Source organism: Ochrobactrum sp. AP1BH01-1, assembly GCF_018066705.1.
Taxonomy (GTDB): domain Bacteria; phylum Pseudomonadota; class Alphaproteobacteria; order Rhizobiales; family Rhizobiaceae; genus Brucella.
Genome location: NZ_JAGPOU010000004.1, coordinates 381,244 through 407,222, shown reverse-complemented (window position 1 = coordinate 407,222; position 25,979 = coordinate 381,244). Strand labels below are relative to the sequence as shown.

Below are 25,979 nucleotides of genomic sequence, written 5' to 3'. Positions count from 1 at the left end.
CATCCGCTCATGTCTCATTTGACTGCGAAGCTCTGTCGATTTCTCAAACGATGGCTTCCTTTCATCACGGGGCAGATGCGCGGCCTCCCATTTATTGTTTATCCTCACTTCCTCGTTCCCAGGGGTGGATTTCTTAACCAAATCAGGGTAGCTTTGGAAACGTCGAAAGGGCGCCCTCTGTCATTTGTAGACCGGATTGAGTATTGCGCCAAATAGCTTCCCGAAAAGTGAAAAATCATAGTCCGACTGACGAAACTTAAAGTCTATTTGACTTTATTTAGCGTACAAAAAGATATGGTTTTCAATGTGATGTGAGGCTCGTTACGCCCATCCTCTAATGAAGGACGGCCTACGTCATGATTACGTTTAGACACGTTTTCTCCTCCTTTATACCCCCTCCACAGGGCGTTACAGGAAAAAGCTTATCGACTTGACGATTGATTGGAACGGCTGAATTATCTAAACGGGATGTTTGTGTCCAAAGCGCCTTTTTAGCTTCTCCGCCGTGCTCCGACATCGGTCCGGAGTGCTTCTCTAATCTGGTCTGAGGCGGATTCCAACCCGGTCCGAGGAGACTTTACGCCCGTCAGAGCATCGTGAATTTTTACCCCTAGTATCGCTTCTATTCTGGAGTATTGTGGCAGGTTCGGCTGCTGCGATCGTCTATGACGTCGATTTCCCCTGACGCTTCCGTTTGCCATGTCGGTCACAAGCGGTATGAATGCCATCGCACATGCGCTGGAGGGCGCTTTACGCTCGCGAGACGAATCCGGTAATTTCGCTGAGGGCGGAAGAGGGGATCGCCGCGATTGCAAGGGCGCTACCGGAACAGAAAAGCAACGCGACCGGTATTCGGGCGCGCAGCGATGCATTTTATGGCGCTTGGCTATGTGGCGTCTGCCTCAGGTCGGGCGGTATGTTCGACCTATCGCATGCGCAGTTGCACGCCGCTGTGCTGCCGCATGTCGTTGCCTACAACCAAGCGGCCGCGCCGCGGGCGACGACGAAAATCAATCAGGTGATCGGTTTTACCGACGCCCCATGGCCTCTTCGATCTGGCCAAGGGACTGGGCGCGACTACGGCGCTGCGCGATCTCGGGATGAACGAGGAGGGTGTCGTCCTCGCTCTGGATCAGGCGCTCTCCAACCCCTACTGGAACCCGCGGCCGCTAGGCTCCAGACTCGGTTGATCCACCACGTTACGATTGCGGCGATGTAGCAGGTCGCCGCGAAGGTAATCATGAGCTTGTCATATCGTGTCGCGACACGCCTCCAATCCGTGAGGCGGAAGAAGGTGCGTTCGATTATATTTTGCCGTCGGTAGGCGATTGGGTCGAACGGCCTGACCCGCTTCCGGGATGGATTATTGGGAATGACCGGTTGCGTGCCACGCATTGCAAGGAAGTCGCGCAAAGCGTCGCTGTCGTAAGCAGTGTCTGCTGCAAAGAGGCGTGTCCAAGGCAAAGGCTTGAGCAGTGGAATGGCAACGGGGGCGTCGCCGCGTTGCCCTGGCGTTATTTGCAACGCGACTGGACGGCCACAACCATCGACAACAGCATGGATTTTTGTCGATCTGTCGCCTCGCGAGCGACCGATTGCTTCGGCCTCGGCCCCCCTTTTCCGCCAGTGGCAGAGCGGTGTGCTTTTGCGGTGGTGCTGTCGATCATATGGATGTCCTGATCGGTCGATTGCACCAAAGCTTCAAACAGCCGCCGCCATATTCCTTTGGCTGACCAGCGATGGAAGCGATTGTAGATGGTTGTCGGAGGTCCGTAGCAGGCTGGACAATCCTGCCATCGGCAACCCGATCGCAGGACGTGGATGATCCGACTGATAACCCGGCGATCGTCGGTGCGATGAGCACCAGGCTGGTTGGTCGGAAGCAATGGCGCAATCACTGCCCGCTGCCGGTCATCAAGCCAGAATTCTCCTGCCATGGTCCAAAACTCCTGCTGCAGAAGGCAGTGAATCACGCAGTGCCAATATGATCAACAGTCTGATTGGGTTTTGACCCTAGCGCCAGCCGCTCGAGGCGCTGCTTCGCAAAAGCGGCGACTGAAAACGCAGATGGGACGTTCACACCGACCGACTGGCACGAACACCATGAAAGGACCGATGATATCTTGCTTGTAGACCGCCCGAGCGTGCCGCCTGTCCTTGTACGTTTGGATGGTGTGAAATGGGTAGCGTGACGGAGGCGCGTATCATCTTCTCCGTCGCATCCTTTTCTGCTCGAACGGTTGGCTGGGCTTAGGGCTGGCGTTGCAAGGAGGAGCACCCATGGATGTCTCACAGGATGTTATGATCGAGATAGACGTCTCCAAGGCCGATCTTGACATCGCGCTCGGCCATTATCCCTTCAAATCACGCAGGCTCAAATTGTAAGCCAGATACCATAGCGCACATAGAAGAATAACGCATGTATCGAAATGGCGGTCTTTGAACATCGGAAATTCTCTGCCCATGAAAAGCCGAAATGCTACATCCGCCAACCCTGACGAAAATTTTGCAAAACCCCCAATTTCAATCGATCCTCCCTGCGTGGGCCAAACACAAATACTGTGCCAGTAAACGGATACCTGCGCAAAACCAATGACACCAGTGCAGCCAGCCCGTCATGCCCCTTGCGGAAGTCTATGGGCTTCATCGCAACCATGATCTGCACCCGGTTGGAAGGGAACATCATGCAAGTAGCCAAAGCGTGTACGACACGACCGACGTGCTCCGATCAAGTGCCGGCTTCTGGCCGAATGGTCGCTGCACCTGCCGCGATTTCAGGACAGGTGTGACGCTCGACGCTTTCTCAGCGGGGTAGCCGTTCCTGTTGTGCAAGCGTCCGCCAGGACGACACATGGTTCGAAAGCAAACCAAGTTGGCAGGTAACTTGATCTACTGTCACGCCGGTATCAGCGTATCGGCCACGGTCCGCGCTTTCAATTCATCTGGCTACTTCCGGTTCTGGCGGCTTTGTCCTTCAACCGGAAGAACCTCCAATGTACACTCCATGGAGAAATTCCAAACTGATCATCATAACACTTCATTGAGATAATCAGCCCTCTTTCCGGAAGGTGTGTGCAAAATACGCCTACCCCATCAAGGCTTGTGGGCAGTCAATGTGCTGCGTCATAATAAGTCCGCGGGCTGACAGCTGCAGAACAGCCTCCTCCCCGCATGAATACGGGGAGGGTTCACAATTCAGCCTACGCGTTCGGGCACCCGTAAGTTGCAATAAGGTTACTCCCGATGTAAAGAGTTAATGTTTCATAATTATAAGCAGTTGGCCTGCCCGTTAAATACCTTATTGGGATAACTACCTTACCGTTACCATCGGTTTGATAATCTTTATATGTCGGCACCAGGTTACCTACATGATTTTCAAACCATATTTGAGGTATGTTTGCGACTATACAATTCGCTGTAAGATATGCATCGACCCATGCATAGGATGCCGGACCGTTTCTCCCATTGTCCATCACTCTAAAAGTAAGATCATATCCCCATGTAACATAACTTTTAGTTGGACTCGAAGTCGAGTACTTTTCTACAAATTCAATGGAGGTCGATACCGATACCGAAGGAACATCTTTCACATATGCTGTCGATCTTATCGTAGTCGCATAACTAGAGTAATAACTTGCGGATACCCTCCCAGTCGAAGTTGTTTTTTGAGTTACATTATACGGTGAACTGAATGTAACATCAACATCTCCAACAACTGTTCCATTATCTCTAACTTCCACTGTAGCAACCCCAGTGTTTCCAACTGTAAACTTTGCGGGTGTATTCACCTGAGTTATTGTATACTTGCGCCAATAGAGAACGACCTCTTTATACACTGAGGTGTTGTCCTCCACGGAAACTTTAAGAGTATCCTGGAACGAACCCAATCCTACCATGCTGATAATGGCTTCACCACTTGAGTTCGTTGTGACCTCGGATGTATACTGATGATTACTCGAAAAAACAGCTTTTTTGTTCAACATTGTGCAGTAAAGCTTCTTTCCGGCTACCAAATTATTGTTGTTTGTCAATAAAACTTTGACGCTATTTTCATCCTTCTCGTCACCGTTTGCGTTATTCTTTACCTGCAGCACCGTAAGCGCGTAAGCTCCAAACGCGCTATTCACGCTGGAGTATATTGTATTATGTCGGTTTAAAGCGACAACTACTGGATAGGTTTCCGAGGAATTTGAAACGATACCGACCGATGCAGTACCGTTGCTAGCTGTTGTTTTGTATGTCGTACGCGTTTTCGAATCAACGAAACTAGATTTCGACCGATCATCAATCTTGAATACCAGCTCTTCTGAGGGGACAAGCACACCATCGTTTTTTAAGGTAGCTGTAATGATATTTTGAGCAATGCCATCCGGAAGACTATTATTGGGGTTCACCACGAGCTGTATGTCGTATTTCTGCCATTCCAGATCCGCAGTTTTGGACTTACTTGGCTGTAGCACAACATATGCTTCCATAGTGACTTTTTCAACTTTTGTATCATTGATATCTACTTCCAGATATCCAGATTTATCCGTCTTTCCAGTATAGTGCTTCTCACCATTCTTGACAAAAGTAGCGCCACTCGCCGCCGGCAAGGTGCAGGCGATATCAAATCCTGACGCAACCTGATTGTTATTAAGTAACTTTATTCTTACAGTGTTGGGCGATGTACCAGGGGTGTTGAAATTGGATAGCACCTCTGTGGTAATGTCAAAATTATAAGCATCGGAAAATGGAACGACAGCGGTGGCCTGTAGCCACTGAGCCAGTTCGTAATAAGCAGTGAAATTTACATTTTCTTGTAAATTATTCCCGTCAATCAGGTAAAACCGGGCTGTACCTCTACTATCGGTCGTGGCTTGGGTCTCATTTTCATCGTCGGGAACGAATAAAGCCTTCCCATCAACCCGGGCATGGACTGTAGCATAAGCCAATGGCTGGCCGGAGTCCGTCAATGTGACCGCAACGATGTTCTGTTCGATACCGTCAGCCTTGGCCCCCGATTTTTCAATCGCGACTGCAATACCCAACGCAGGATCTCTAATAAACTCATACTCAGCGGTTTTTGACCCTGATAGCGGTTGACCTGTCTTGTCGACGATGGTTATCGTGACCGTTCCTTTGTCCAGGTCATTGGACATAACGTGAACAGTAACCGTTCCTGACGAATCGGTTGTGCCGATGATCTTCTGATTGGCGAGCTCTCGGAATCTGGCGTGGGAGCCGCCGAGGCTAAACAGTACGCTCTGGCCGCTGAGCAGCGCTCCCCCGTCACCTTTGACGATCACCTGTATTGTAATAAAGTCCTTGTAATTGGCCTTCGCCTGCGATTTATCCTGATACACTTCAAAGGTCTGGTTGGAAACTTCTACTATATCTTTCATTTCTTTGCCTTTAATGGATCAACGAAGTTAACGTTTAATCTAAGCGGATACGCTGAATTATCTATGTTTACAGTAATTGTATTTTGTTCTATAGAATTGTTATAAACAAAAAATTGAGCAGTATAATCGACGTGAACTATGTCTGTATCATTTGAGAAATGATTTATTTTTGCATTCTTGTCGACTGTTACGTGAATTGAATTTGAAACTACGTTTCTGTTTAATATAACCAAAACCTGGATCGGCGTTTCATCATCATTATAAGCCTTACTATTGTAAGAATACTGCCTGATCGGGCCGTCATGAGAAAGATAATTACCAAACGAAATGTTTTGGGTGATCATGTCATCACGGGCATCGACATAAGAAATGCCATACATCAGTATCGATTCCTCCTCGGTATCGATACTGCCTGGATGGAAAGGCGGTATTTCCTCATTGAGGAACAGCCTGAACATCTTTCTGCCGGTACTATCAAATTTAAAAGGCCATTCGTCGACACCATTATACACGTCGATCAACATGCCTTGGCTTGTTTCGATGATAGCATCCGTTCCGGGCTTGCCAACAACAGTAACGAAATTGTATGGTTGCAGGTGCGGATAATTCGGATTTGTTCTTGCGATTCCGGATGTATAGTAGGAATGCAGTCTTCCGTCGTTCCAATTCTCCTCAACGATATTTATTTTTGCCGTTGATGAAAATGCCGTTATAAGAGGGTCTTTAACCATGTAATAACATTGGCCAATGCCGATGTCCTTGGCAGGAGAGATATAAATGACAGGTATCGTGATCCCCTTATAACCGTTTTGGACGTCTGTGTCGTTGACGGTTATCTCCGGTGAAATGTATTCGGTTCCGGCTATGACGGTATTGGTACCAATATAAACTGCGTGCCAATAAAATTGTATTTTTTGTCCTGCCTCTATGTACTTGTAGTCGGTTATTGTGCGCAATCCACCGTTGGTCGATACGGTTACTATATCGATGACGTTTTCGCGTGCATCAGGAAATAGAGGCTCTCCAAGCTTAAACCGCTCATCAATATTAATGAAGTAGTAAACTTTACTTTCCGAGTGATTTATGTTATCACTCGAATCTGTTATAGTGTAATTTATATTGTAATCTTGCTTTCTTATTTTATCTTTGGGAATGTCTACAATCATATTCCCGACGAGCGAGTTAACAATGTATGTGTAGTAAAGTGAATCATCGAAATATATGTTTATTGTATCGTAAAGCGATCTATTGTTGTAATTAGGAATAGTTAGCAATACAATATTGGTTGTCTTTAGATCAACAGTATCGTTGGCGTTGGCAGCATTAACTATTATTGGTCTTAATGGATCCAAATCAATCATAACGCACCTATATCAATAAAATCTATATCAACGCTCAGTGGTGTGGTTAATGGAAGATTCTTAACGTGAAAGTAAACTTTCTTGGCACCTGGATAAATGCTGGTTATTGCAATCTCTACCTGGCCACTGGGTGGGATGGGGACTTCGCCCGTGGATTGGTCGTTACAATTCACGATGTTCGCGTTGTTCGTCACGGCGACCTGAACACGGTCGCTGTCTGCGGAATTCAGCTGGCTGGAAATATATAAGTATACCTTTGCGGTACTCTTGCCGTCACTCGGCACCCCGGTAGTGCTGCTGTATAGATCGATGTAATCGCTGCCTTGTTTCGGTTCGAGGAACACCGAAGTTGCGAGCGCATTGCGATTGCCGTCCAGCGGGCTATATGCGTAGACGACCTCCGGCCCGCTAACGACGCTGCTGATGTCGAGCGATTCATATCCAGATTTGCCAATCGTGATTTCCCGGGCGTTGCTCGAATAACCGACGAAGCTTCCTCCCGCCCCGACAGACACGATGACGCTCTCTCCCGGGTCTCCAAAAACATAAGCCGTATTGCAGGGGGTGAATCCACGATACTCATTTTTATTGGGGCAAGCCCCATCTGACGCGTAAATATTCAATGGCCTTTTTGCCATATTAACCTCTTGATGAAAAGTTAAAATCAATTACAATTGAGCACCTCGAAAAATACATACCGTATTATTTGTGCCGGTGCTCAATCTAAGGAAAGAAGTTTTTATTTTAATTATTAATTAGTGAGTTGGATTTATCGATTTTTTGACACGAATTTATTTTAGATAAATTACCACCGCCAACTCAGATAAAGGAATTGAAGCTATATTAACAATTACATCGCGTTCACTTGAGCAGTTTTTTTCCGTGGGGAGGGACTGTATCTATACGACAACTATCGAGGCGCGAGTATATTTTAGTACCATCCGGTTTAGAAACGAAATATTCGATCTGTGCGAGGCCGGTGTTGCCATTTCTATCAGAATCAAAGCCTTTGAGGCTTTTCTCGGCAATATTGATAATAAAATCTGCGGGGTCGTCGATTGAGGTTTGGTCTACGGTGTGCTCGCCAGAAAAAACGCCATGCTTTGGCGTATTTGTTCCATCCTCAAAGGCATTTACAAAAATTCTTGCTGTAATATTGTCGCCGGCCGCGGCTATTAATTGACCTTTTTCATCTTTCTTTGTAGCAAATATTAATAAACCACCTTGTATGAGATCAGCGTTTATAGTTCTACTGTGATTTATCAGAAATGGCGCAGGCAAGATCCTGTCTACATCCTCCGGTTCCGCAGGGCCAGGATTGCCGGTCGCCTTGAACCAAGTCTGCCGGGATGTTCGAACGGTGCCATGTTGGGCAACGGCATAGAACAATTTGTTTTCTCTTTTACTGTCGATCTCAGGGTAGGTGGTGCTTTTTAGATTATATCGGGAAATTGAATCAGAGATAGTGGCACCGCTGGAACCTACTGTGGTCACGGAGTTTAGAAAACCATTCAGATAAATGTAAACTGCATCTCCCATTGTGCTTCCATAGTCTACGAGTACTTGAAAGTTTCTCACATTTGTATCATTGAGATTTATCACCGGATTTGGCCAGTTTAAATCTGGAGCGGAAAGTTCGAGTGTTGCGTTTTCTGGATTTAAATCAATCGATGCAATACTGCCAAATTTCTTATTTTGAAGCCGGGTTGTATAACAAGAAATTATTTCACTTGCCATTTTTTTCGACGATACGATGTATAATTCCGCTATTCCGTTCGTATTAGTTGCTGTGCGGTAATAAATAGTTTGACCGAGCCGGTATGACGCAAGCGCCTCAGTTGCAGTGGCACTTCCATACACATTGAAACGATCACTAAAATCAGAATTAACTATCGTATTCCATTCAACGACGTAGTTTTTGTAAGGAAGTAAACTTCCGTCGTTGGCGGTATAATAAATTGCAACTTTGAAAATCTTCGTATACTTGCCGTCTGTATCCTCGGAGGGCGTCATATGTTCCCTCGGGGCGGTTTCCATCGTCGGGGTCAGTGGTGGTATGGGATCGTCTTGAATGTCATCTGAAGAACCGACTGGAACGTCAGTGGTGTTGAGGATGCCCTGAACGGTATCGGAATTCGCGGATCCGGTGAGAGTTATATTTGTAGCGTCCCCTGGAGCAGTGCCGAAGACCTCGCCAATCCACTGGCCTTCGTTATCTGGGTCTGGAACGAGTGGCACTGTGAAATGTTCGTATTGTTCCGGTTCCGGGACGTCCAGTTTGTTCAAATTCAGTGAGTCGATTTGCACATATGGATTTTCCGGGGTCGGATCTGTCGGATCGACGGATCCCGTGAAAAGGACACGGATGACTGTATTTCTATAAACTACAATATTATTTCCGATTAATGCGTTTACTGTGAAGGCCATTTGCATACCTCTTGAATGATGATTAATACACAAAGATATTACATCCTTTTTTTCTAAAAAGCCCCTGTTCGTCCATACAGCCACGTTGTCCGTCGTGTTGCGCAGTTTCCGAATAAAAGCGGGTTATCAGACGCGCTCTATGCAGCTGGCGGTGGACGAATGCGCGGTGTATTAAGTTTTACAAGAGGGCACCCGCATGACGGGGGCATTCCGTCGAGCGATACAGCATAGTCCAGAGGGCTTGAGGGTTCTGGCGCAACCTTGCGGTATCAACGTGCAAACGGTCGCGAAGTGGAAGCCACGTAAGCGGTGAAAGGCTTCTTGCCAACCAATCACCAGGACGTGCAGCCAGCTCCGGGCGCGCCACATAGCCAGGCGCAACGACGACATTCCGTTGATTCGTGTTGCATGATCGGCCACACTACGCGGCTTTTGACACCATGAGCTTGCTCATTGCCCCTCCTTGAGGGCCGGTTCAGTCGGTAGCATATCTGCTTTTCGCTAACGCCCACTTTTCGGCAGCGGTTCTCTCGGGCTCGCATCAAAAGCTTGAATTATAACAAGCAAACCCGATCTCCATTCTTTAATTATTTATAATATAATGCGCTATTACCCAATATTTATTGTTAATGATTAAGAGGGTGTGATGAGTACTTTAACTAATGCAAAGGTAAATTCTGGATTATCGATGCCGAAGATGATATGGAAAGTTCATACATGCAATTTGTGTTGCCAATTTAATATTAGTGTACTCTTATATAGGCTAGAAGAGCAATTATGGCTAAACTATATCACCCTAATCGTCCCCCCGCGCTGATCTGTTCTGTATCACTTCTGGCGATCATGAGCGTTGTGAGTTTTCCTGCTTTGAGCCAGACCTCCGGCGGCAATGGAGGTGTCACGACTCATACATCTCCAACAACGACGCCAGGTTCCGGCGGCGGCTTCGAGCAGAATGGTGGGGCGGCAACCCATGGCAATTTTATCGATCTCGGAGGTGCTGGAGGCGGAGGGGGAGGAGCAGGTGGCGGAATCGGCGGAAAAGGCGGCGATGCTACCGATAATAGTGGTGCGGAGGTTAAAAATGGTGGGGCTGCCGGAAAGGATGGTGGGAGGTCTACGAATTATGGCATTGGAGGCGGAGGCGGAGGCGGAGGCAACGGTGGAAATCATGGAAAAACCATAACAGAGGATTTTACCAATCAGAACGACCTGGTTGGTGAAAACGGCGGCAAGGGCGGCAACGGAGGCGACAACACCGGCGATAGACCACAGCCGGGCAATGTGGCCGGCGCCGGCGGCGGCGGCGGCGGCGGCGCGGGTGGTTATGGCATGGTGGCGACACAAATCGTTAGGCTGACAAATGTTTCCAACATCACTGGCGGCGATGGCGGCAACGGCGGTAATGGTGGAGTTTATCAACAGCCACCTTTTGGCTTGGACGGCCAGGGTGGCAGCGGCGGCGATGGCGGCCTCGCCGTTTATCTGGAAGCCGGAGGAAACATCGATAATTCGGGGACATTGCAAGGCGGCAAGGGGGGGGACGGTGGCACCAGCGGCGACAACAGTCACGGTAGTAGCACTGGCGGCAACGGCGGCCATGGGGTTGGCGCTTCGAATGCGACCATTAACAATACCGGCATTATTGCCGGCGGTGATGGCGGCGCTTCCGGCGGTGGCGGCAAACTGGCCGAGGGCGATGGTGGTAATGGCGGTAACGGTATCGTCGGCTCTGATCTGATTGTTGTGAACAGTGGCTCCATTCGCGGTGGAAAAGGCGGTGCGCCGGGAAACGGCGTCGCTGGTAAAGATGGATATGCCATAGAATTCACTGGTGGGACGAACAGGCTGGAGCTTCGCGCCGGCTCGGATATCACTGGCTTTGTTGTTGGAGAGAGCGGGACGACGAATACATTAATTCTTGGCGGCGATGACGATGCCACGTTTAATGGCAATATAACATTGCAATTAGGCCCCAAAAGCTCAGATTGGCAATATTACAATTTTGGGAACGACGAAAAAACAGGTGCGAGTACGTGGTCGCTGACCGGCAGTTCAGCAAACTGGACGATCAAGCAGGGCGTGCTACAAATCGGCGATGGCGGTACGGAGGGCACCATCAGGGGGACGGTGAGTACCGGACTTGATGCCGTCGCGAAGGGTACGTTGGCTTTCAACCGCTCCGATTTGATGACCCATGGTGGTGTCATTTCCGGCACCGGCGATGTTGTGCAAAAGGGAAGCGGCACGACCGTTCTGACCGGCACCAACACCTATTCGGGCGGCACCACTCTGGATGATGGTACATTGTCTGTGAGCAAGGATGCCAATCTCGGCGATGCATCGGGCGGGCTGCGTTTTGACGGCGGCACGCTGCAAATCACGGATACGATGAACTCTGCACGAGCGGTTGCATTGGCTTCCGGCGGCGGCACGATTTCCGTTGATTACCCGAAGGCGGCGACTTTCAGCGGGGTTTTCGCGGATGCAGGAAGCGGCAAGGGCAGTTTCACCAAAGCTGGCGGCGGTATGCTGATTTTGACCGGGAACAATAGCTATACGGGCGGAACGACGATCACGGCGGGTACGCTGCAGATCGGCAATGGTGGGGCCAGTGGCTGGATTGAGGGCGATGTGGCCAATGAGGGTGCCCTGATTTTCGATCGCAACGACGCGGTGGAGTTTTCCGGCGCGATCAGCGGCACGGGGAGTGTCGCGCAGAACGGGGTTGGCACGCTGGTGCTTTCGGGCCATAATTCCTATGGCGAAACCCATTTCAATGGTGGTGTGATTTCGGTCCGGCAGAAAGAGAACCTCGGCACGGGTGACCTGACCTTCTTAGGCGGCACGCTACGGGTGACGGGTACGGATTTCAAGGGCACCACCAATGCGATCAACTGGGGCTCCATTGGCGGCGGCTTCGATATTGCCGACGCCAATAATGTGTTCACGCTGTCGAATGTCTTCACCGGTGCGGGCGGCCTGACCAAGCGTGGCGACGGCACGCTGGCCTTGTCGGGCGACAGCAGCATCTTTACGGGCAACACCAATGTCAATGCCGGGACGCTGCGCCTTGATGGCGGCAATCTTGGCACCGGCACGGTCGATGTTGCGTCGGGCGCTTCGCTCGGCGGTCACGGCACGATCGGCGGCAACACCACGATTGCCGATAACGGCAAGCTGTTCGGCCAGACCGGCTCGCGGCTCGATTTCCTGAAGGATCTGACGCTCAATGCCACCAGCAATGTCGATGTGACGCTGAATGGCGCGTCCTCGACGAACGAACTCTTCCACGTTACCGGCAATCTGACCGTCGATGGCACACTGACGGTCAATCAGAACAGCCAGTTCGGTCCGGGCCTTTATCGCATCTTCCAGTCGGACAATCCGCTGACCGATAATGGCATGCATATGGCCCAGGGCAGCAACCCGAATTACGAGCTGCAGGTGGTCAAGACCGACGGCGAGGTCAACCTGATCAACAGCGGTGGCCTGACCCTCAATTTCTGGGACGGTGCAGGCCCGGGCAATGACGGGTCCATTGAGGGCGGCGATGGTGTGTGGAATGGCACCAACACCAACTGGACCGACAAGGACGGCCTTGTCAACGGCAACTGGGGCAACGATAATTTTGCCGTGTTCCAGGGCACGGGCGGCACGGTCACGGTTGAGAACGGCTTCACGCCGGTGGTCAGCGGCATGCAGTTCTTCGTCGACGGTTACCGGATCGAGGACGGCACGATCACGCTTGGCGGGACGGAGAACTGGATCATCGTCGGCAATGGCGATCCGACCGAGAGCCACGCCATGACGGCGACCATCGCCTCGGTGCTCGACGGCGAAGATGGGCTGATCAAGTCGGGCTATGGCACGCTCAACCTGACGGGTGAGAACACCTATAGCGGCACGACGACGGTCAAGGAGGGCACGCTGGAACTGAGCGGCAATGGCAGCATTGCCCATAGTGATGAGATCGTGCTGGCCGGCACGCAGTTCGACCATGGCGACCTCCTGATCAACAAGGACGACCCTTTCACGCTCACCAACAAGGTCAGCGGCGCGGGCGCGGTGGTCAAGGACGGCGCCGGCACGACGGTGTTTTCAGGCGACAACACATTCTCCGGCGGGCTGACGGTCAAGGCTGGCACCGCTCAGGCTGGCATTGCCGATCATGCCTTTGGTTCCGGCAATGTGACGGTCAATGGCGGCGCAACACTCGATCTGGCCAATTTCAACGAAACGGTCGGCAACCTGATCGGGGAGACGGCGGGCGATGGCAACATCGATCTCGGCTCCGGCACGCTGACGCTGAATCAGGACCAGCACGGCAACTTCTCCGGTGTGATCTCCGGCACCGGCGGCCTCACCAAGAACGGTGATCGCGATCTGGTGCTTTACGGCGCCAACGACTATTCCGGCCAAACAGCGGTCAATCAGGGCACTCTGGCGCAAGGGGCAGCCGGCGGCTTCTCGTCTGCTTCCAGCTATACGGTTGCCAATGGCGCTTCGATTGAGCTTGGCGGCTTCGATACGACGATGGCCGGGCTTGCCAATTCCGGCACGGTCAGTTTCGGTGGCACGGGTGGCACCACACTGAACGTTGACGGCGATTATGCCGGCAATGGCGGCATGCTGTCTATGTCGGCAGTGCTTGGGGGGGATGATTCAGTCGCCGACCGGATGATTGTCAGTGGCAATACCTCGGGCGACAGCCAGGTCGACATCACCAATCGCAAGGGCTTTGGCGAGAAGACGAACAACGGCATCGAGATCATCGCGGTCGGCGGCAATTCGGATGGCTTGTTCACGCTCAAGGGTGATTACAAGACCAGGGACGGCCAGCAGGCGATCATGACCGATTCTGCCTATGCCTATACGTTGCAGAAGGGCGGCAGCAACACGCCCGATGACGGCAACTGGTATCTGGTCAGCCAATATGAGAAGCCGGGTCCCAATCCGGATTGCCATGAGACCGACAGCTGCCCCCCTCGCTTCAGTGCGGCCGCGCCGGTCTATGAATCCTATACGGCGACGCTGCAGGCCTTGAACAAACTGCCGACGCTGCAGCAGCGCGTGGGCGAGCGTTATCTGGGCGGGCTGCCAGCTGACCAGAACATGGGCCACACCACGGGCCAGAACGGTGCACAGGCGGACGGGAGCGGCGGCAATACGGTCTGGGGCCGCATCGAAGGCGCGCATAACCGTCTGGAGAATGGCTCGACGGCAGGCGTCCTGCATAACGACATCGATACGTTCATCCTGCAGGCGGGTGTCGATGGCCAGCTCTATGAGAGCGACAGCGGCCGCCTGATTGCCGGGATCACCGGGCAATATGGCAATGCGCATTCCAGCATCGACAACCGCACCGGCGACGGTTCGGGTAGCATCGACACGCAGGGCTGGGGTCTTGGTGCAACGGCGACCTGGTATGGCAATTCGGGCTTCTATCTCGATGCGCAGGCGCAGGCCAACTGGTATGACAGCAATCTGGGGGTCGATGCGCTCAATCCGACGCTGACCGACAGCAACAAGGGCTTTGGCTATGCGCTCAGCCTTGAGGCTGGCCAGCGCTTTGCCCTCGACCAGAACTGGTCGCTGACCCCGCAGGCGCAGCTGATGTTCTCATCGGTCGACTTCGACACCTTCGCCGACACCTATGATGCCCGCATCTCCAACCGCAACGGCGACAGCCTGACGGGACGGCTTGGCCTTGCCGCCAACTATGCCAACAGCTGGAAGGGTGAAGACGGCCTGATGGTCAACACATCGGTCTATGGCATTGCCAATCTCTATCAGGAGATGCTGGGCAATGCGCGGATGAACTATGCGGGCACGCATATGGCAACCGACGCTGACGGCACCTGGGGCGGCATCGGCGCTGGCGGCACCTATGCCTGGGCCGACAACAAATATACCATCTATGGCGAAGGCTCGGTCAACACCTCACTCAACCACTTCGCCGACAGCTACACCATCAAGGGCAATCTTGGCTTCAAGGTAAAGTGGTAGGGAAGGGTATAGTAAGCCCCAACCTCCAACCAAAACATCAGGCCCCGGTTAAATGCCGGGGTCCGACTTTGGACCGATACCGAGTAAGCTGGCAGATGCTGCATTTGTTCCCAGACGAGACATTCCACAATCTCGTCTGGTCGCTTCCGTTGGCAGAACTGGCTGAACGGCTTCGGGTTCCAGCCTGAAGCATCAGCGATCTGTGCCGATGGCACGTCATCCCGATGCCCGGAGAACGCCACCAGGCAAGGCTTGCCACGGCACGCCGTTGGCTGCGATGACCTTCTTGAAAAACCTGGATGCGACTTCGAGATTCGATGTTCAGGCAACATGAATTTAAGGTCTCCAAGAGTTTGTCGACGAAGTCTATGGAGAGTAGGCAGAAGAATATAGCCAGCCCTTCGGTCCTCAGGCACAGGGGTCATCGACTGCCCCAAGCCCCTGCATCAGCCGGGCAGACTCCCTTTCCGGCCAGCCATAGGCATCCCGGGCATAGCGTTCCAGCTCGTGGCGATTGCGAATAAAGACGATTCCCCGCTCCGACTTGATCAGGCCCAATCCTTCAAGAATGTGAAGGGAAGTCGTGACACTGGGACGCCTAACGGCAAGCATGACCGACATGAATTCGTGGGTAAGAGCGATCTCGTGGCCTGATAATCGGTCATCGCACATCAGCAGCCAGCGTGCCAATCGTTGCGTGACGTCGTGAATGGCGTTCGAGACCGCTGTATAAGCAAGCTGAATGGAAAAGGCCTCGATGGATCGGATCATGATCCTGGAAAAATTGCGACTGCTTTCCATCCACCGCCGAAATTCCGCGTAAGGCATCGCATAGCCTTGGGCCGCAACCTGCACGAAGACATCATAGGAGCTGGTTTCGACGCCGGCGATGGCAGAAGTTGGAATATATCCATCGAAGCCGAAGATTCCCGCTTCTGCACGGTGTCCTTTCGTGGTGGTAACAACGATCGAACCGATACCTGCCGTAAGAAAATAGACCTTCTCGATCGGGTTTCCCATCTTTGCTAATAAGACGCCCCGCGGAAGTTCCACATAGGACGTTTCGCGAATGACGGCGTCGTAGTCAGTGGGAGGAAGCAAAGCCAAGAGTTTGTTGGCCCTGGCATCTCGCGGCAGCAATGACATCTGGTACACCTCGATCATTCGTCGTCAGGAGGAACCTGCGGAACAATGATTGGTTCCAGAACGCACTTCGCCGCAGTCTCGTTCCGAACTGTCAGCAGGGCTCGCCCACCCTGCTATTGTTCTGGAACGCTTTTTCCAGCCGGGGACAAGTTACTTTCGAGCCGTGCTCTCGCCCTGTTAAGCCTGCTCTTGATAGTCCCGACCGTGCAGCCGGTTGCCATGGCAGCATGTTCGTAACTTAGCCCGCTAAATATAACCAGATCGAGCACCTTTTGATGGGCGGGCGACAATTTACTGTATGCCTGCCCGACATCCTGCAATTCCAGCGCCAGATCCTGGGGCGGGCTGACGGTCGGCTCCTCCCACTCCTCCATTGCAGCTTCGCGGCGCGCTCTCTTGATCCTGGTGCAGAACGTGTTTTTCATGATGGTGAACAGCCACGACTTGAGCGAGCCGTAAGGGGCGAAACGATCACGATGGCGCAGGGCTTTCAGAAGCGTTTCCTGCACCAGATCATCCACGTCGGAACTCTGATGGCACATCGTTCTGGCGAACTGATGCAATGCAGGCACCAGCGCCAACACCTCTTTTTCGAAATCCGATTTTGACGGCATGACGTCTTCCTCCTTCACCGGTGAAGTAAGGCTGTGCCAGCCAGTTGGTTCCCTGCGGAGTGATCGTTCGTACGGTATCGTACATTTTTTTCACTTCGCCACCTCCTTCCTGGGTGCGAGTAACGTTAATCGGGAACGAAAGCCATCCTGATGAGTTCGGCAAGTCCAACAGGAGTTTGGCAGATGATGATGGCAACGCAGGTCGTTTCGGTGGAAGACGATGAAGCCTATTCGGTTCAGTTCTTTGACGATTGCGGTAACACCGTGTCCGTTTACTTTCAGAACCCTCAGAATTTTCAGCTGTCGCCGGCTGATGCGGTGAACGAAGCACTGGCGCGGATGCTGCATATGATCGAGGGAGCCGGCGGCCAGAGCGCCGTGGAAAGAATCGAAGGATAACATGCCTCTGAAGACCGGGCTTTTACGCGGCGACCTGCGGGGCGGCTGCATGCATCTTTGTATCGACATGCAGAATCTTTTCGGACCCGCGTCGCCCTGGCATGTGCCTTGGGTGCAGGTCATCTTGCCCAATATCGTAGATATTTGTTCGCGACACAGCGAGAATACAGTTTTCACCCGTTTCATACCCCCCAGGACACCTGACGCCGCGGTGGGAGCATGGCGAGGTTATTTTCGCAAATGGGAAGCCCTTACGCTTGATCGTGTCGATCCGTCGCTGATCGAGCTGGTCGCTCCGCTGCGGGCCTTTTCACCACCCGCCGCATTACTCGACAAGACTGTATATTCACCCTGGACCGAAGGCTTTCTCCAGCGATATCTGCACAAAAGGCGCGTTCATACTCTGATCGTCAGCGGAGCTGAAACAGACCTTTGCGTTCTTGCAACGCTATTGGGCGCTGTGGATCGTGGTTATCGGGTGATCGTAGTCACCGACGCGGTGTGCAGTGTTTCCGACCAGACGCACGACGCGATCATTTCCCTCTGCCACGAGCGGTTTAGCGAGCAGCTCGAACTGGTTTGCACAGAGGAGCTGATCGATAACTGGCGTTAAATTCCTTACACGGGACAAAATTTTGGAGCCGGTTTCCTGACCACGCGTGATCTGATTCTGAGCAGTCGCCGGGGAAAATGGCATGCGTCGGTCGTTACGTCCCATGTCGCGACAGAAATCTGTTCATTTCTCTCTGTTCCGGTGGCTGGCCTGTGAATGTCTCCACGTAATACGGGATGCGCGCGAAGCGCACATCGGTTTCTTCCCGCGTCCGCATGGAAAAGTAGCCAATTTGCACCAGATAGAGCGTGCGGGCGCGGACATCTGAAACGGGTGCGTCAAATCCGAAACGTTCAAACATCTGCGACAGGCTCTCGAGACGTATGGCGTCAGCGTTCCTCACTTCCTCTTCAACTTCGGTGGATTGAAGCGCCCAGCTGCGGACTGCAAATTCAAAAGCGGAATCAAACAGATTGTGGTCCAGCCAGCAGTCGAACACGTTCAGCACCGCTTCCTGTATGGTCTCCGCATAGGCCTCAGCCTGATGCAGGAGGGCGCCTGTGTTTTTGTCGCGCCAGCGCGCGATAAGGGCGTCGAGCAGTTCTTCGCGGTCCTTGAAAAACCAGTAAAAACTCGTGCGCGAAATATAGAGCCTCTTGGCAAGCGGCATGATGCGAACGGCGTCAACGCCGCTTTCGATCAGCGCGTCATAGGCTGCCTGAAGCCATAAATCGGGCGAGCCGCGCCATCCCGCATCGCTCGTGAGGTTTTGTTCCATGCCGGAATTTTATCCAGTCGCATAAGTTTGGCAAGGGCAATGTACACGTATGAATATTAAATTGACACTTATGTACATTTATAATTAGCTCATAACAAACAATCAACGGGAACTCTCGCCATGTCGGTCGATCCGCTGCTGCAGCCGCTTCAGATCAAGCATCTGACACTTCGCAACCGCATCATGCTTACCTCTCATGAACCTGCCTATGCTGAAGATGGCATGCCGAAGGAACGCTATCGCGCCTACCATGTCGAACGTGCCAAAGCCGGTATCGCCCTGACGATGACAGCGGGCTCGGCAGCGGTTTCGAGGGACAGCCCGCCGGCATTCAACAATGTGCTTGCCTATAAGGATGAAGTGGTTCCGTGGCTGCGCGACCTGACCGACGAGTGCCACGAACATGGTGCGGCAGTCATGATCCAGCTCACGCATCTCGGCCGTCGCACGCGCTGGGATAAAGGCGACTGGCTGCCGTCACTGTCCTCGACGGGCAAGCACGAGCCAGCCCATCGCGCCTATCCCAAGAAAGCAGAGGATTGGGACATTGAGCGCATTATCGTGGATTATGCGGATGCAGCGGAACGCATGCAGGCAGCCGGTCTCGACGGGCTGGAGCTGGAAGCCTACGGGCATTTGCTGGACCAGTTCTGGTCCCCGCTTACCAACGAACTCGACGGAGTTTACGGTGGCTCTCTCGATAATCGTATGCGGTTCTCGTTGCAGGTTCTGGCTGCAATTCGTGAGCGTGTTGGGTCTGACTTCCTGATCGGAATTCGCTACGTCGCCGATGAAGTTCTCAAGGGTGGTTTGACGAAAAGCGATGGGCTCGAGATTTCGCGCAAGCTCAAGGAAAGCGGTCTTGTCGATTTTCTCAACGTCATACGCGGTCACATCGAGACCGATGCCGGGCTCGTCGATGTCATCCCCATCCAGGGTATGCCGAGCGCGCCACATCTGGATTTTGCAGGTGAAATCCGTTCCAGCACAGGCATGGCCACCTTTCATGCCTCCAGAATTCAGGATGTCGCGACGGCGCGCCATGCGATAGCATCGGGCAAGCTCGATATGGTTGGCATGACGCGGGCGCATATGACCGATCCGCATATCGTGCGCAAAATCATCGAAAAGCGGGAAGAGGACATTCGCCCCTGCGTCGGCGCCAATTATTGCCTGGATCGCATCTATCAGGGAGGCGCGGCCTATTGCATCCACAATCCTTCGACGGGGCGCGAGCTGACCATGCCGCATCTGGTGCGCAAGGCCGAGAAAAGTCGAAGGGTTGTTGTTGTCGGGGCAGGGCCTGCCGGACTGGAAGCTGCCCGTGTGAGTGCCGAGCGCGGGCATGAGGTTACAGTTTTTGAAGCCGCAAACCATGCGGGCGGTCAGGTTCGGCTGACGGCGCAAAGTCCGCGTCGCCGGGAAATGATGGGCATTATCGAATGGCGCATGGCGCAATGCGAAAAACTTGGCGTCGATTTTCGCTTCAATACATGGGCGGAGGCTGACGCCGTACTTGTTGAAGCGCCCGATGTGGCGATTATCGCTACCGGTGGCCTTCCCGACATGCAAATCCTCCGCGAAGGCAACGACCTCGCGGTTTCGGCCTGGGACATAATATCGGGTGATGTACAGCCAGGTGCAAATGTACTTGTTTTCGACGAGGCGGGCGATCATGCCGGCCTTCAGGCTGCGGAATTCATTGCTGGCTCCGGCGGTAAGGTCGAAATCATGACAGCCGATCGTACTTTTGCGCCCGAGGTAATGGGGATGAATCTCGTGCCCTATATGCGCAGCCTGCAAAAGAGGGATGTGACCTTTACCGTGTCCTATCGGCTGGAAGCGATCCGCCGCGACAATAACCGTCTGATCGCGCAGATCGGCAGCGATTATGGCGGCATCGGTATCGAGCGCGACTATGACCAGATTGTCGTCAATGACGGGACTCGACCGATGGACGATCTCTATTTTGAATTGAAGCCCCTGTCTCGGAATCTCGGGGTCGTGGACTACGATGCGCTCATCGATGGCCGTCCCCAGAATCTGGTCAGAAATACAGGCAGTTCATTTGAACTTTACCGGATTGGCGATGCGGTTTCGGCGCGCAACACACATGCAGCGATTTATGATGGTTTGCGCCTCGGGCGACTGCTGTAACTTTGTCGCCGCTGTCATTACTTCAGGTTATGAAGGCGCGGATATTTTTTGCGTTTGTAATCTGTTGGCCGGGAACTATCGTGTTTAACCAAGGGAACACTGGCGGCATAAAATATCAACCAGCCGCCGAACAGGCGATCCAGCGTCTGTTGCAGGAAATCGAAATCTGCATGCCGCGGAGATGATGGGATAATCGTGATGAACGAGAAGAATGGGGAGTCCGCCCGTTGAACGCAATGCGACCGACACTGGTGTCCGACAAGGCCGATATTCCCGTTTCCACCCCCAAGATCATTCGGCTTGAAGGGCTCAGCAAACATTTTGGTGCGCATCGCGTTCTCGAGAATATCGATCTTGATGTAGCGCAGGGGGAGGTTCTGGCGATCATTGGTCCGAGCGGCTCCGGTAAAAGCACGCTGTTGCGTTGCATTAACTATCTGGAGAAACCCGATGGCGGGATGATTACGGTCGGCAAGCTCAAGCTTGATGCTACCCAGGAGCCGCGCAAAGCGCAGTTGAAAGAACTGCGTAATACGGTCGGCATGGTGTTCCAGTCGTTCAATCTGTTTCCGCATATGAGCGTTCTGCGCAATGTCAGCCTGCCGCAAGAGCGCGTTCTTGGCCGCAGCCGCGCGGAGGCCGAGGAAAGGGCGCTTCAACTGCTGGAGCGTGTCGGACTTGCTGATAAAGCCACCCAATTTCCGGGCCGGTGCTCCGGCGGCCAGCAACAGCGCATCGCGATTGCGCGCTCGCTGGCGCTCGACCCGCAGGTCATGCTTTTCGATGAACCAACCTCTGCGCTCGATCCCGAGTTGGGCCTCGAAGTTCTGGCGGTGATGCGGGAACTGGCGGAAAGCGGTATGACCATGCTGGTCGTCACGCATGAGATGGGGTTTGCGGAAAATGTCTCCGACACCGTGATGATCATGGCTGATGGCAGGATCATCGAGAAAGGCGGATCGAAAAAGGTTATGCGCAATCCGCAAGAGGAGCGCACGAAGCGGTTTCTTCGTGCGGTGCACGACAGATGACAGCGGACAATGTGTTTCTCATCCTCAGTGGTTTGCCGTGGACGATTGCCTTGACGCTGGGTTCATTCGTAATCGGCTGCATTCTTGGCGTCCCGCTTCTCGCCGCGCGTCAGGCGCGTCTAGCGCCGATACGGTGGATTGCCGCGGTGCTTATTCAGGTCGTGCGCGCGTTGCCGCCGATCCTGTGGCTGTTCATCATATTCTTCGGCATTGGTATGGGCATCATGCCTATCAATCCATTTGTCGCGGCACTGATCGGTCTCGGTTTGATAGCGTCTGCCAATATGGCCGAAATCTATCGCGGGGCGCTGGCGTCGCTGCATCATGGGCAATGGGAAGCGGCGACCGCTCTCAATTTCGGTACCGGATATACGCTGATCGATGTGGTTGCCCCACAGGCGTTTCGTGTCGCGCTTCCGTCGGCTGCGAGTTACCTCATCGGGCTCATGAAGGAAACTGCTGTCGCATCGACCATCGGCGTGGCCGATCTGGCATTTCGCGGCAATCAGGTGTCGCAGCTTACCTTCAAGGGTATCGAGGTCTTTGCGCTGGTCGGCCTGTTCTACATATTCCTTAGTCTGCCCGTCGCATGGCTGTCGCGCACTGCGGACAGTTATTTGAGAGCAAAGGTGGCGCGCTGATGTTTCCCACCATTGATGAATTCTACGAGTGGATGCCAGCACTTCTCGGCGGGCTTACAATCAGCCTGCAAGTCGCTGCCTTAAGCCTTGCGATCGGTATTCCGCTCGGGCTTCTCCTCGCGCTCGGGGTTGGTGCGAAGTCGCGTGCCCCACGTATCCTATGCCTGTTTCTGGTCGAAATCGGGCGTGGTGCTCCGGCCCTGGTTCTGTTGCAGTTCATGTATTTCGGCCTGCCGTCGACAGGTCTGACCATGACTTCATTCGCGGCGGCGGTCGTAGCGCTGGCCTGGAACACGGGTGCATATACAAGCGAAATCATTCGCGCCAGCCTGCAGTCGATCCATCATGGTCAACGCGAAGCGGCAGAAGCCCTGGGCTTCAGTGTTCTGGACGAATTACGCTTTGTGCTGCTGCCGCAGGCTCTGCGCGTTGCGCTGCCCGCGCTGCTAGGCTTCGCAATCCTTATCTTTCAGGGCACGTCGCTCTGCTTCACCATCGCGCTGCCGGAGTTGGTCAGCAATGCCTATGAAATAGGGTCCAACACCTTTCGTTACATGCCCGCGCTGCTGCTGGCTGGTCTGCTTTATGCAACCATCTGCATCCCGGCGGCATGGATCGTTTCCTACGTGGAGAAGCGGTCATCCGCTTACGCCACCCGATAACTCAAAATAACAAAGGGGAGTAGCACATGAATAACGGGATCATCCGCAAGAGCATTGTGGGCGTGGCCATTCTTATGGGCCTGTCTGCGACAGCATTGGCACAGGATTGCAAGCCGAAGCACGAATTCAAGACCATCACGCCCGGCACGCTGACAGTCGCCGTCACGACCTATGCGCCGCATTCCTTCATGGATGAAAGCGGTAAGATGAGCGGCCTTGATGGCGAGATCGCATCGGAATTCGCCAAACGCGAATGCCTGACCGTGAAGCCTGTTGCCGTCGATCCAGCGGCGGCCATTCAATATGTTCTTTCAGGCCAGGCCGATATCACCACCGGGGACTGGTATCGCACGGCGGAGCGCGCCAAGGTGATGAACCTTTCCTATCCGCTTTATAAGGACCAGATGGGCTTATATTCCAAGGAGGGAATAAAGACTGTTGAGGAACTCGTTGGCAAGAATGTCGGCACAGTGCAGGGGTATCTCTGGGTGACCGATGCCAAGAAGCTGCTGGGTGCCAATCTGCGTCTTTATCCGAACTCCGTGAACATGCATCAGGATCTTGCATCGGGCCGTATCGATGTTGGCATCGACGGTTATTCGACGGGTGCCTATGCGGCCAAGAACGGCACACTGAAGGACATCAAGGTCGAGATCGCGCAGCCTGACGACCGTATTCGCGCGACCAGGGAAGCCGCGCAGGCAAGTCTGCCTTATGCCAAAAGCGCGACGGATTTCGGCGCCGCGCTCGACGCGAATATTGAAGAAATGCACAAGGATGGCACCATTGCCAAGATCCTGAAATCCTATGGCCTTGATGAGAGCGCTGGAGACACAGGTGCGCCAAAGCTCATCGAATAGAACTATCGGTTGACGCGGCGCGAAGCGCCGCATTCCATTCAGCTGAATTTCAAATTGGAGACTGCAACGATGACTGTTTACGCGGTCAGCCGGAACAGCCAGTCGTGGTATGGGGAACAGATCGGCATTCTTATTCTGGATGCCGCTTATCCCTGTGTGCCCGGCAATGTCGGCAATGCGACGACTTATAAATATCCCGTTCGTTATCAGGAGGTGCGCGGCGCCTCCATCCACCGGCTTTTGAACCAGCGCGATCCGGCACTGCGGGAGGCGTTTGTCGAGGCGGCGCGCGAACTACAGGGGCGTGGCGTGAAAGCCATCACTGGGGCGTGCGGTTTCATGGCCTATTTTCAGGAAGAGGTTGCGGAAGCGGTCGATATTCCAGTCTTCCTGTCGAGCCTGATGCAAATACCGTTCATGCATGCAGTGGCGCGCGGCACCGTAGGCGTGATCACCGCCAATGCAGAGCGCCTGACGCCACGCCATTTTGCGGCAAGCGGCATACCGGACACCATCCCGATCGTATTGGGCGGAATGGAAGATCAGGTCGAGTTTCGCGAGGCGATACTTGAAGAGAAGGGCACGCTCGATTCCGCCGCTATTGAGCGCGAAGTTTGCGAGGTGGCCAAAAAGCTGGTGCGTGACCATCCTGACGTTCGTTCCATTCTACTCGAATGCAGCGACCTTCCACCCTATGCGCATGCGGTACAAAAAGCGACGGGACGGCCCGTTTTCGATTTCATCTCAATGATCAATTATGTCCAGCAGACGGTTGCATGCCGCCCGTATCAAGGCTTCATGTGACTTCAAGACCGGAGTTCCCTATGTCGCTCGATCACTATTTTCTCCTCGGACGCTCTGGTCTGCGTGTGAGCCGTCTCGCGCTTGGCACAATGACGTTTGGCAATGCGGGGATCAGAGGGATCGGCGGCTCGTGGGGCACGGACGAAGCCAATGCCCGCGCCATCTTCGGCCGCTATCTGGAGGCGGGCGGCAATTTCATCGACACGGCGGATTCCTACGGCGCTGGTTTGAGCGAAACGCTGGTCGGCAAGTTTGTCGGGGAAGCCGGCGCTCGTGATCGGGTCGTGATTGCGACTAAATATTCGAACAATCTTCAGCCGGGCAATCCCAATGCCGGTGGCAATGGCCGTAAGAATATGATGCGTGCGGTCGATCAGTCGCTGAAGCGTTTGAAGACCGATTATATTGACCTCTATATGGTACATACCTGGGATGGCATGACACCCGTGGAAGAGGTGATGCGGGCCTTCGATGATCTGATCCGCGCCGGTAAAATCCGCTATTGCGGCCTTTCCGATGTGCCTGCCTGGTATGCGGCCCGCGCGCAGACCTGGGCGGAAGCGCATGCATTGTCGCAACCGATCAGCCTGCAATTGCCCTATTCGCTGGTGGAACGCAGCATCGAGCAGGAATTTGTGCCGCTTGGGCAAAATCTGGGACTGGGCATCACCGCATGGAGCCCGCTTGCCATGGGACTCCTATCCGGGAAGTATCGCACGGGCGCCGAGGGGCGCCTCAACCGTGACAATGCCGATGGTCTTGGGCTTTTCACTGAACGCAACACGCGTATCGTTTCAGCGCTTGCGGAAGTTTCCGACGCTCTTGGCAAATCCATGGCACAAGTGGCGCTGAATTGGGTCGTGACACAGCCAGGCATCGGCGCAGCCATTATCGGCGCAAGCAAGCTTACCCAGCTCGACGACAATCTGGGAGCGCTCGATTTTGCGATTCCAGATGAGTTGCGTGCCAGGCTGGAGGCCGCAAGCGCCCTTCAGCCCACCTATCCATATTCGCTTTTCGCGCCGGATTATCAGGCGGGCATTCTCAATACCGGCACTTCGGTCGGCGACAAGCCTGTCGGCTACCAGCGCCCGCATTTCGTGCCGAAAGTTGGTGAATACGCTTTCGGAAAGCCCTCAAAGAACGTCTGATC

General features: G+C 53.5%; 20 protein-coding genes and 2 pseudogenes. 11 read left to right on the top strand and 11 right to left on the bottom strand.

All coding sequences use genetic code 11. The features are described 5' to 3' along the window. The first annotated feature begins 721 nt into the window (after positions 1 to 721). Positions 722 to 1,219 (top strand): dehydroquinate synthase/iron-containing alcohol dehydrogenase family protein, encoded by a 498-nt coding sequence (locus tag J9800_RS16725; protein ID WP_353618741.1) that lies wholly within the window; start codon positions 722 to 724, stop codon positions 1,217 to 1,219. Here the strand turns inward: J9800_RS16725 and J9800_RS16720 are convergent. The 8 genes and pseudogenes from J9800_RS16720 to J9800_RS16680 all read right to left on the bottom strand — a co-directional run. Next, positions 1,189 to 1,937 (bottom strand): annotated as a pseudogene (locus J9800_RS16720) (IS5 family transposase); the annotation flags it as partial. The gene J9800_RS16725 and the pseudogene J9800_RS16720 overlap by 31 nt on opposite strands. A gap of 391 nt (positions 1,938 to 2,328) precedes the next feature. Beyond that, a pseudogene (locus tag J9800_RS16715) lies at positions 2,329 to 2,447 on the bottom strand (IS6 family transposase); the annotation flags it as partial. Between the two features lie 32 nt (positions 2,448 to 2,479). Further along, positions 2,480 to 2,656: an IS66 family insertion sequence element accessory protein TnpB gene (gene tnpB / locus J9800_RS22240; protein ID WP_353618744.1), complete on the bottom strand. Its 177-nt coding sequence runs from the start codon at positions 2,654 to 2,656 to the stop codon at positions 2,480 to 2,482. A 544-nt stretch (positions 2,657 to 3,200) separates the two neighbouring features. Further along, positions 3,201 to 5,384 carry an Ig-like domain-containing protein gene (locus J9800_RS16705; protein ID WP_114216540.1) on the bottom strand — a complete coding sequence of 728 codons (2,184 nt, stop codon included), beginning with the start codon at positions 5,382 to 5,384 and terminating at the stop codon, positions 3,201 to 3,203. Beyond that, a complete protein-coding gene (locus J9800_RS16700; RefSeq protein ID WP_210845889.1) occupies positions 5,381 to 6,745 on the bottom strand; it encodes a hypothetical protein in 1,365 nt (454 codons plus the stop codon). The genes J9800_RS16705 and J9800_RS16700 overlap by 4 nt, the downstream gene beginning before the upstream one ends. Continuing rightward, on the bottom strand, positions 6,742 to 7,383 hold the full coding sequence (locus J9800_RS16695; protein WP_162792680.1) for a hypothetical protein: 642 nt from the start codon (positions 7,381 to 7,383) through the stop codon (positions 6,742 to 6,744). The genes J9800_RS16700 and J9800_RS16695 overlap by 4 nt, the downstream gene beginning before the upstream one ends. A gap of 223 nt (positions 7,384 to 7,606) precedes the next feature. Continuing rightward, positions 7,607 to 9,172 (bottom strand): hypothetical protein, encoded by a 1,566-nt coding sequence (locus J9800_RS16690; protein WP_210845888.1) that lies wholly within the window; start codon positions 9,170 to 9,172, stop codon positions 7,607 to 7,609. A gap of 828 nt (positions 9,173 to 10,000) precedes the next feature. Continuing rightward, on the bottom strand, positions 10,001 to 10,594 hold the full coding sequence (locus tag J9800_RS16680; protein ID WP_162792682.1) for a hypothetical protein: 594 nt from the start codon (positions 10,592 to 10,594) through the stop codon (positions 10,001 to 10,003). Between the two features lie 15 nt (positions 10,595 to 10,609). Here J9800_RS16680 and J9800_RS16675 point away from each other — a divergent pair, with 15 nt between their 5' ends. Then, positions 10,610 to 15,181 (top strand): autotransporter outer membrane beta-barrel domain-containing protein, encoded by a 4,572-nt coding sequence (locus J9800_RS16675; protein ID WP_210845887.1) that lies wholly within the window; start codon positions 10,610 to 10,612, stop codon positions 15,179 to 15,181. A gap of 408 nt (positions 15,182 to 15,589) precedes the next feature. Here the strand turns inward: J9800_RS16675 and J9800_RS16670 are convergent, their stop codons facing one another. Both J9800_RS16670 and J9800_RS16665 read right to left on the bottom strand, forming a co-directional pair. Continuing rightward, positions 15,590 to 16,327 carry a Crp/Fnr family transcriptional regulator gene (locus J9800_RS16670; protein WP_114217452.1) on the bottom strand — a complete coding sequence of 246 codons (738 nt, stop codon included), beginning with the start codon at positions 16,325 to 16,327 and terminating at the stop codon, positions 15,590 to 15,592. Between the two features lie 113 nt (positions 16,328 to 16,440). Next, positions 16,441 to 16,941: an RNA polymerase sigma factor gene (locus J9800_RS16665; RefSeq protein WP_114217450.1), complete on the bottom strand. Its 501-nt coding sequence runs from the start codon at positions 16,939 to 16,941 to the stop codon at positions 16,441 to 16,443. Positions 16,942 to 17,124: 183 nt separating this feature from the next. Between J9800_RS16665 and J9800_RS16660 the strand changes: the two genes are divergently transcribed. Next, positions 17,125 to 17,340 carry an SH3 domain-containing protein gene (locus J9800_RS16660; RefSeq protein ID WP_114217449.1) on the top strand — a complete coding sequence of 72 codons (216 nt, stop codon included), beginning with the start codon at positions 17,125 to 17,127 and terminating at the stop codon, positions 17,338 to 17,340. A gap of 1 nt (position 17,341) precedes the next feature. After that, the gene (locus J9800_RS16655; protein ID WP_114217448.1) at positions 17,342 to 17,953 is read left to right on the top strand and encodes a cysteine hydrolase family protein; all 612 of its coding nucleotides are present in this window, start codon (positions 17,342 to 17,344) and stop codon (positions 17,951 to 17,953) included. Between the two features lie 94 nt (positions 17,954 to 18,047). On the opposite strand, the gene J9800_RS16650 is transcribed toward J9800_RS16655, so the two are convergent. Next, positions 18,048 to 18,671, bottom strand: coding sequence for a TetR/AcrR family transcriptional regulator (locus J9800_RS16650; protein WP_114217447.1), 624 nt, complete (start codon positions 18,669 to 18,671; stop codon positions 18,048 to 18,050). A gap of 120 nt (positions 18,672 to 18,791) precedes the next feature. Here J9800_RS16650 and J9800_RS16645 point away from each other — a divergent pair, with 120 nt between their 5' ends. From J9800_RS16645 to J9800_RS16615, 7 genes are all read left to right on the top strand, one after another. Further along, positions 18,792 to 20,828 (top strand): NADH:flavin oxidoreductase, encoded by a 2,037-nt coding sequence (locus tag J9800_RS16645; protein WP_114217446.1) that lies wholly within the window; start codon positions 18,792 to 18,794, stop codon positions 20,826 to 20,828. Between the two features lie 236 nt (positions 20,829 to 21,064). Beyond that, on the top strand, positions 21,065 to 21,859 hold the full coding sequence (locus tag J9800_RS16640; protein WP_114217444.1) for an amino acid ABC transporter ATP-binding protein: 795 nt from the start codon (positions 21,065 to 21,067) through the stop codon (positions 21,857 to 21,859). Beyond that, a complete protein-coding gene (locus tag J9800_RS16635; RefSeq protein ID WP_114217443.1) occupies positions 21,856 to 22,500 on the top strand; it encodes an amino acid ABC transporter permease in 645 nt (214 codons plus the stop codon). The genes J9800_RS16640 and J9800_RS16635 overlap by 4 nt, the downstream gene beginning before the upstream one ends. After that, positions 22,500 to 23,162 (top strand): amino acid ABC transporter permease, encoded by a 663-nt coding sequence (locus J9800_RS16630; RefSeq protein WP_112592860.1) that lies wholly within the window; start codon positions 22,500 to 22,502, stop codon positions 23,160 to 23,162. Before J9800_RS16635 ends, J9800_RS16630 begins: the two co-directional genes overlap by 1 nt. 26 nt (positions 23,163 to 23,188) lie before the next feature. After that, positions 23,189 to 24,022 carry a substrate-binding periplasmic protein gene (locus J9800_RS16625; protein ID WP_114217442.1) on the top strand — a complete coding sequence of 278 codons (834 nt, stop codon included), beginning with the start codon at positions 23,189 to 23,191 and terminating at the stop codon, positions 24,020 to 24,022. A 69-nt stretch (positions 24,023 to 24,091) separates the two neighbouring features. Continuing rightward, positions 24,092 to 24,826 carry an aspartate/glutamate racemase family protein gene (locus J9800_RS16620; RefSeq protein ID WP_114217451.1) on the top strand — a complete coding sequence of 245 codons (735 nt, stop codon included), beginning with the start codon at positions 24,092 to 24,094 and terminating at the stop codon, positions 24,824 to 24,826. A gap of 20 nt (positions 24,827 to 24,846) precedes the next feature. Then, complete coding sequence (locus J9800_RS16615) at positions 24,847 to 25,977, top strand: aldo/keto reductase (protein WP_114217441.1); 1,131 nt, start codon at positions 24,847 to 24,849, stop codon at positions 25,975 to 25,977. Positions 25,978 to 25,979 lie beyond the last annotated feature (2 nt).

Bases quoted from the DNA above. Each gene is read 5' to 3' on its own strand.
- J9800_RS16725 (WP_353618741.1), top strand. From the start codon at position 722: ATGCCATCGCACATGCGCTGGAGGGCGCTTTACGCTCGCGAGACGAAT.
- tnpB (WP_353618744.1), bottom strand. From the start codon at position 2,656: ATGGTTGCGATGAAGCCCATAGACTTCCGCAAGGGGCATGACGGGCTG.
- J9800_RS16705 (WP_114216540.1), bottom strand. From the start codon at position 5,384: ATGAAAGATATAGTAGAAGTTTCCAACCAGACCTTTGAAGTGTATCAG.
- J9800_RS16700 (WP_210845889.1), bottom strand. From the start codon at position 6,745: ATGATTGATTTGGATCCATTAAGACCAATAATAGTTAATGCTGCCAAC.
- J9800_RS16695 (WP_162792680.1), bottom strand. From the start codon at position 7,383: ATGGCAAAAAGGCCATTGAATATTTACGCGTCAGATGGGGCTTGCCCC.
- J9800_RS16690 (WP_210845888.1), bottom strand. From the start codon at position 9,172: ATGGCCTTCACAGTAAACGCATTAATCGGAAATAATATTGTAGTTTAT.
- J9800_RS16670 (WP_114217452.1), bottom strand. From the start codon at position 16,327: ATGTCATTGCTGCCGCGAGATGCCAGGGCCAACAAACTCTTGGCTTTG.
- J9800_RS16665 (WP_114217450.1), bottom strand. From the start codon at position 16,941: ATGCCGTCAAAATCGGATTTCGAAAAAGAGGTGTTGGCGCTGGTGCCT.
- J9800_RS16660 (WP_114217449.1), top strand. From the start codon at position 17,125: ATGATGATGGCAACGCAGGTCGTTTCGGTGGAAGACGATGAAGCCTAT.
- J9800_RS16655 (WP_114217448.1), top strand. From the start codon at position 17,342: ATGCCTCTGAAGACCGGGCTTTTACGCGGCGACCTGCGGGGCGGCTGC.
- J9800_RS16650 (WP_114217447.1), bottom strand. From the start codon at position 18,671: ATGGAACAAAACCTCACGAGCGATGCGGGATGGCGCGGCTCGCCCGAT.
- J9800_RS16645 (WP_114217446.1), top strand. From the start codon at position 18,792: ATGTCGGTCGATCCGCTGCTGCAGCCGCTTCAGATCAAGCATCTGACA.
- J9800_RS16640 (WP_114217444.1), top strand. From the start codon at position 21,065: ATGCGACCGACACTGGTGTCCGACAAGGCCGATATTCCCGTTTCCACC.
- J9800_RS16635 (WP_114217443.1), top strand. From the start codon at position 21,856: ATGACAGCGGACAATGTGTTTCTCATCCTCAGTGGTTTGCCGTGGACG.
- J9800_RS16630 (WP_112592860.1), top strand. From the start codon at position 22,500: ATGTTTCCCACCATTGATGAATTCTACGAGTGGATGCCAGCACTTCTC.
- J9800_RS16625 (WP_114217442.1), top strand. From the start codon at position 23,189: ATGAATAACGGGATCATCCGCAAGAGCATTGTGGGCGTGGCCATTCTT.
- J9800_RS16620 (WP_114217451.1), top strand. From the start codon at position 24,092: ATGACTGTTTACGCGGTCAGCCGGAACAGCCAGTCGTGGTATGGGGAA.
- J9800_RS16615 (WP_114217441.1), top strand. From the start codon at position 24,847: ATGTCGCTCGATCACTATTTTCTCCTCGGACGCTCTGGTCTGCGTGTG.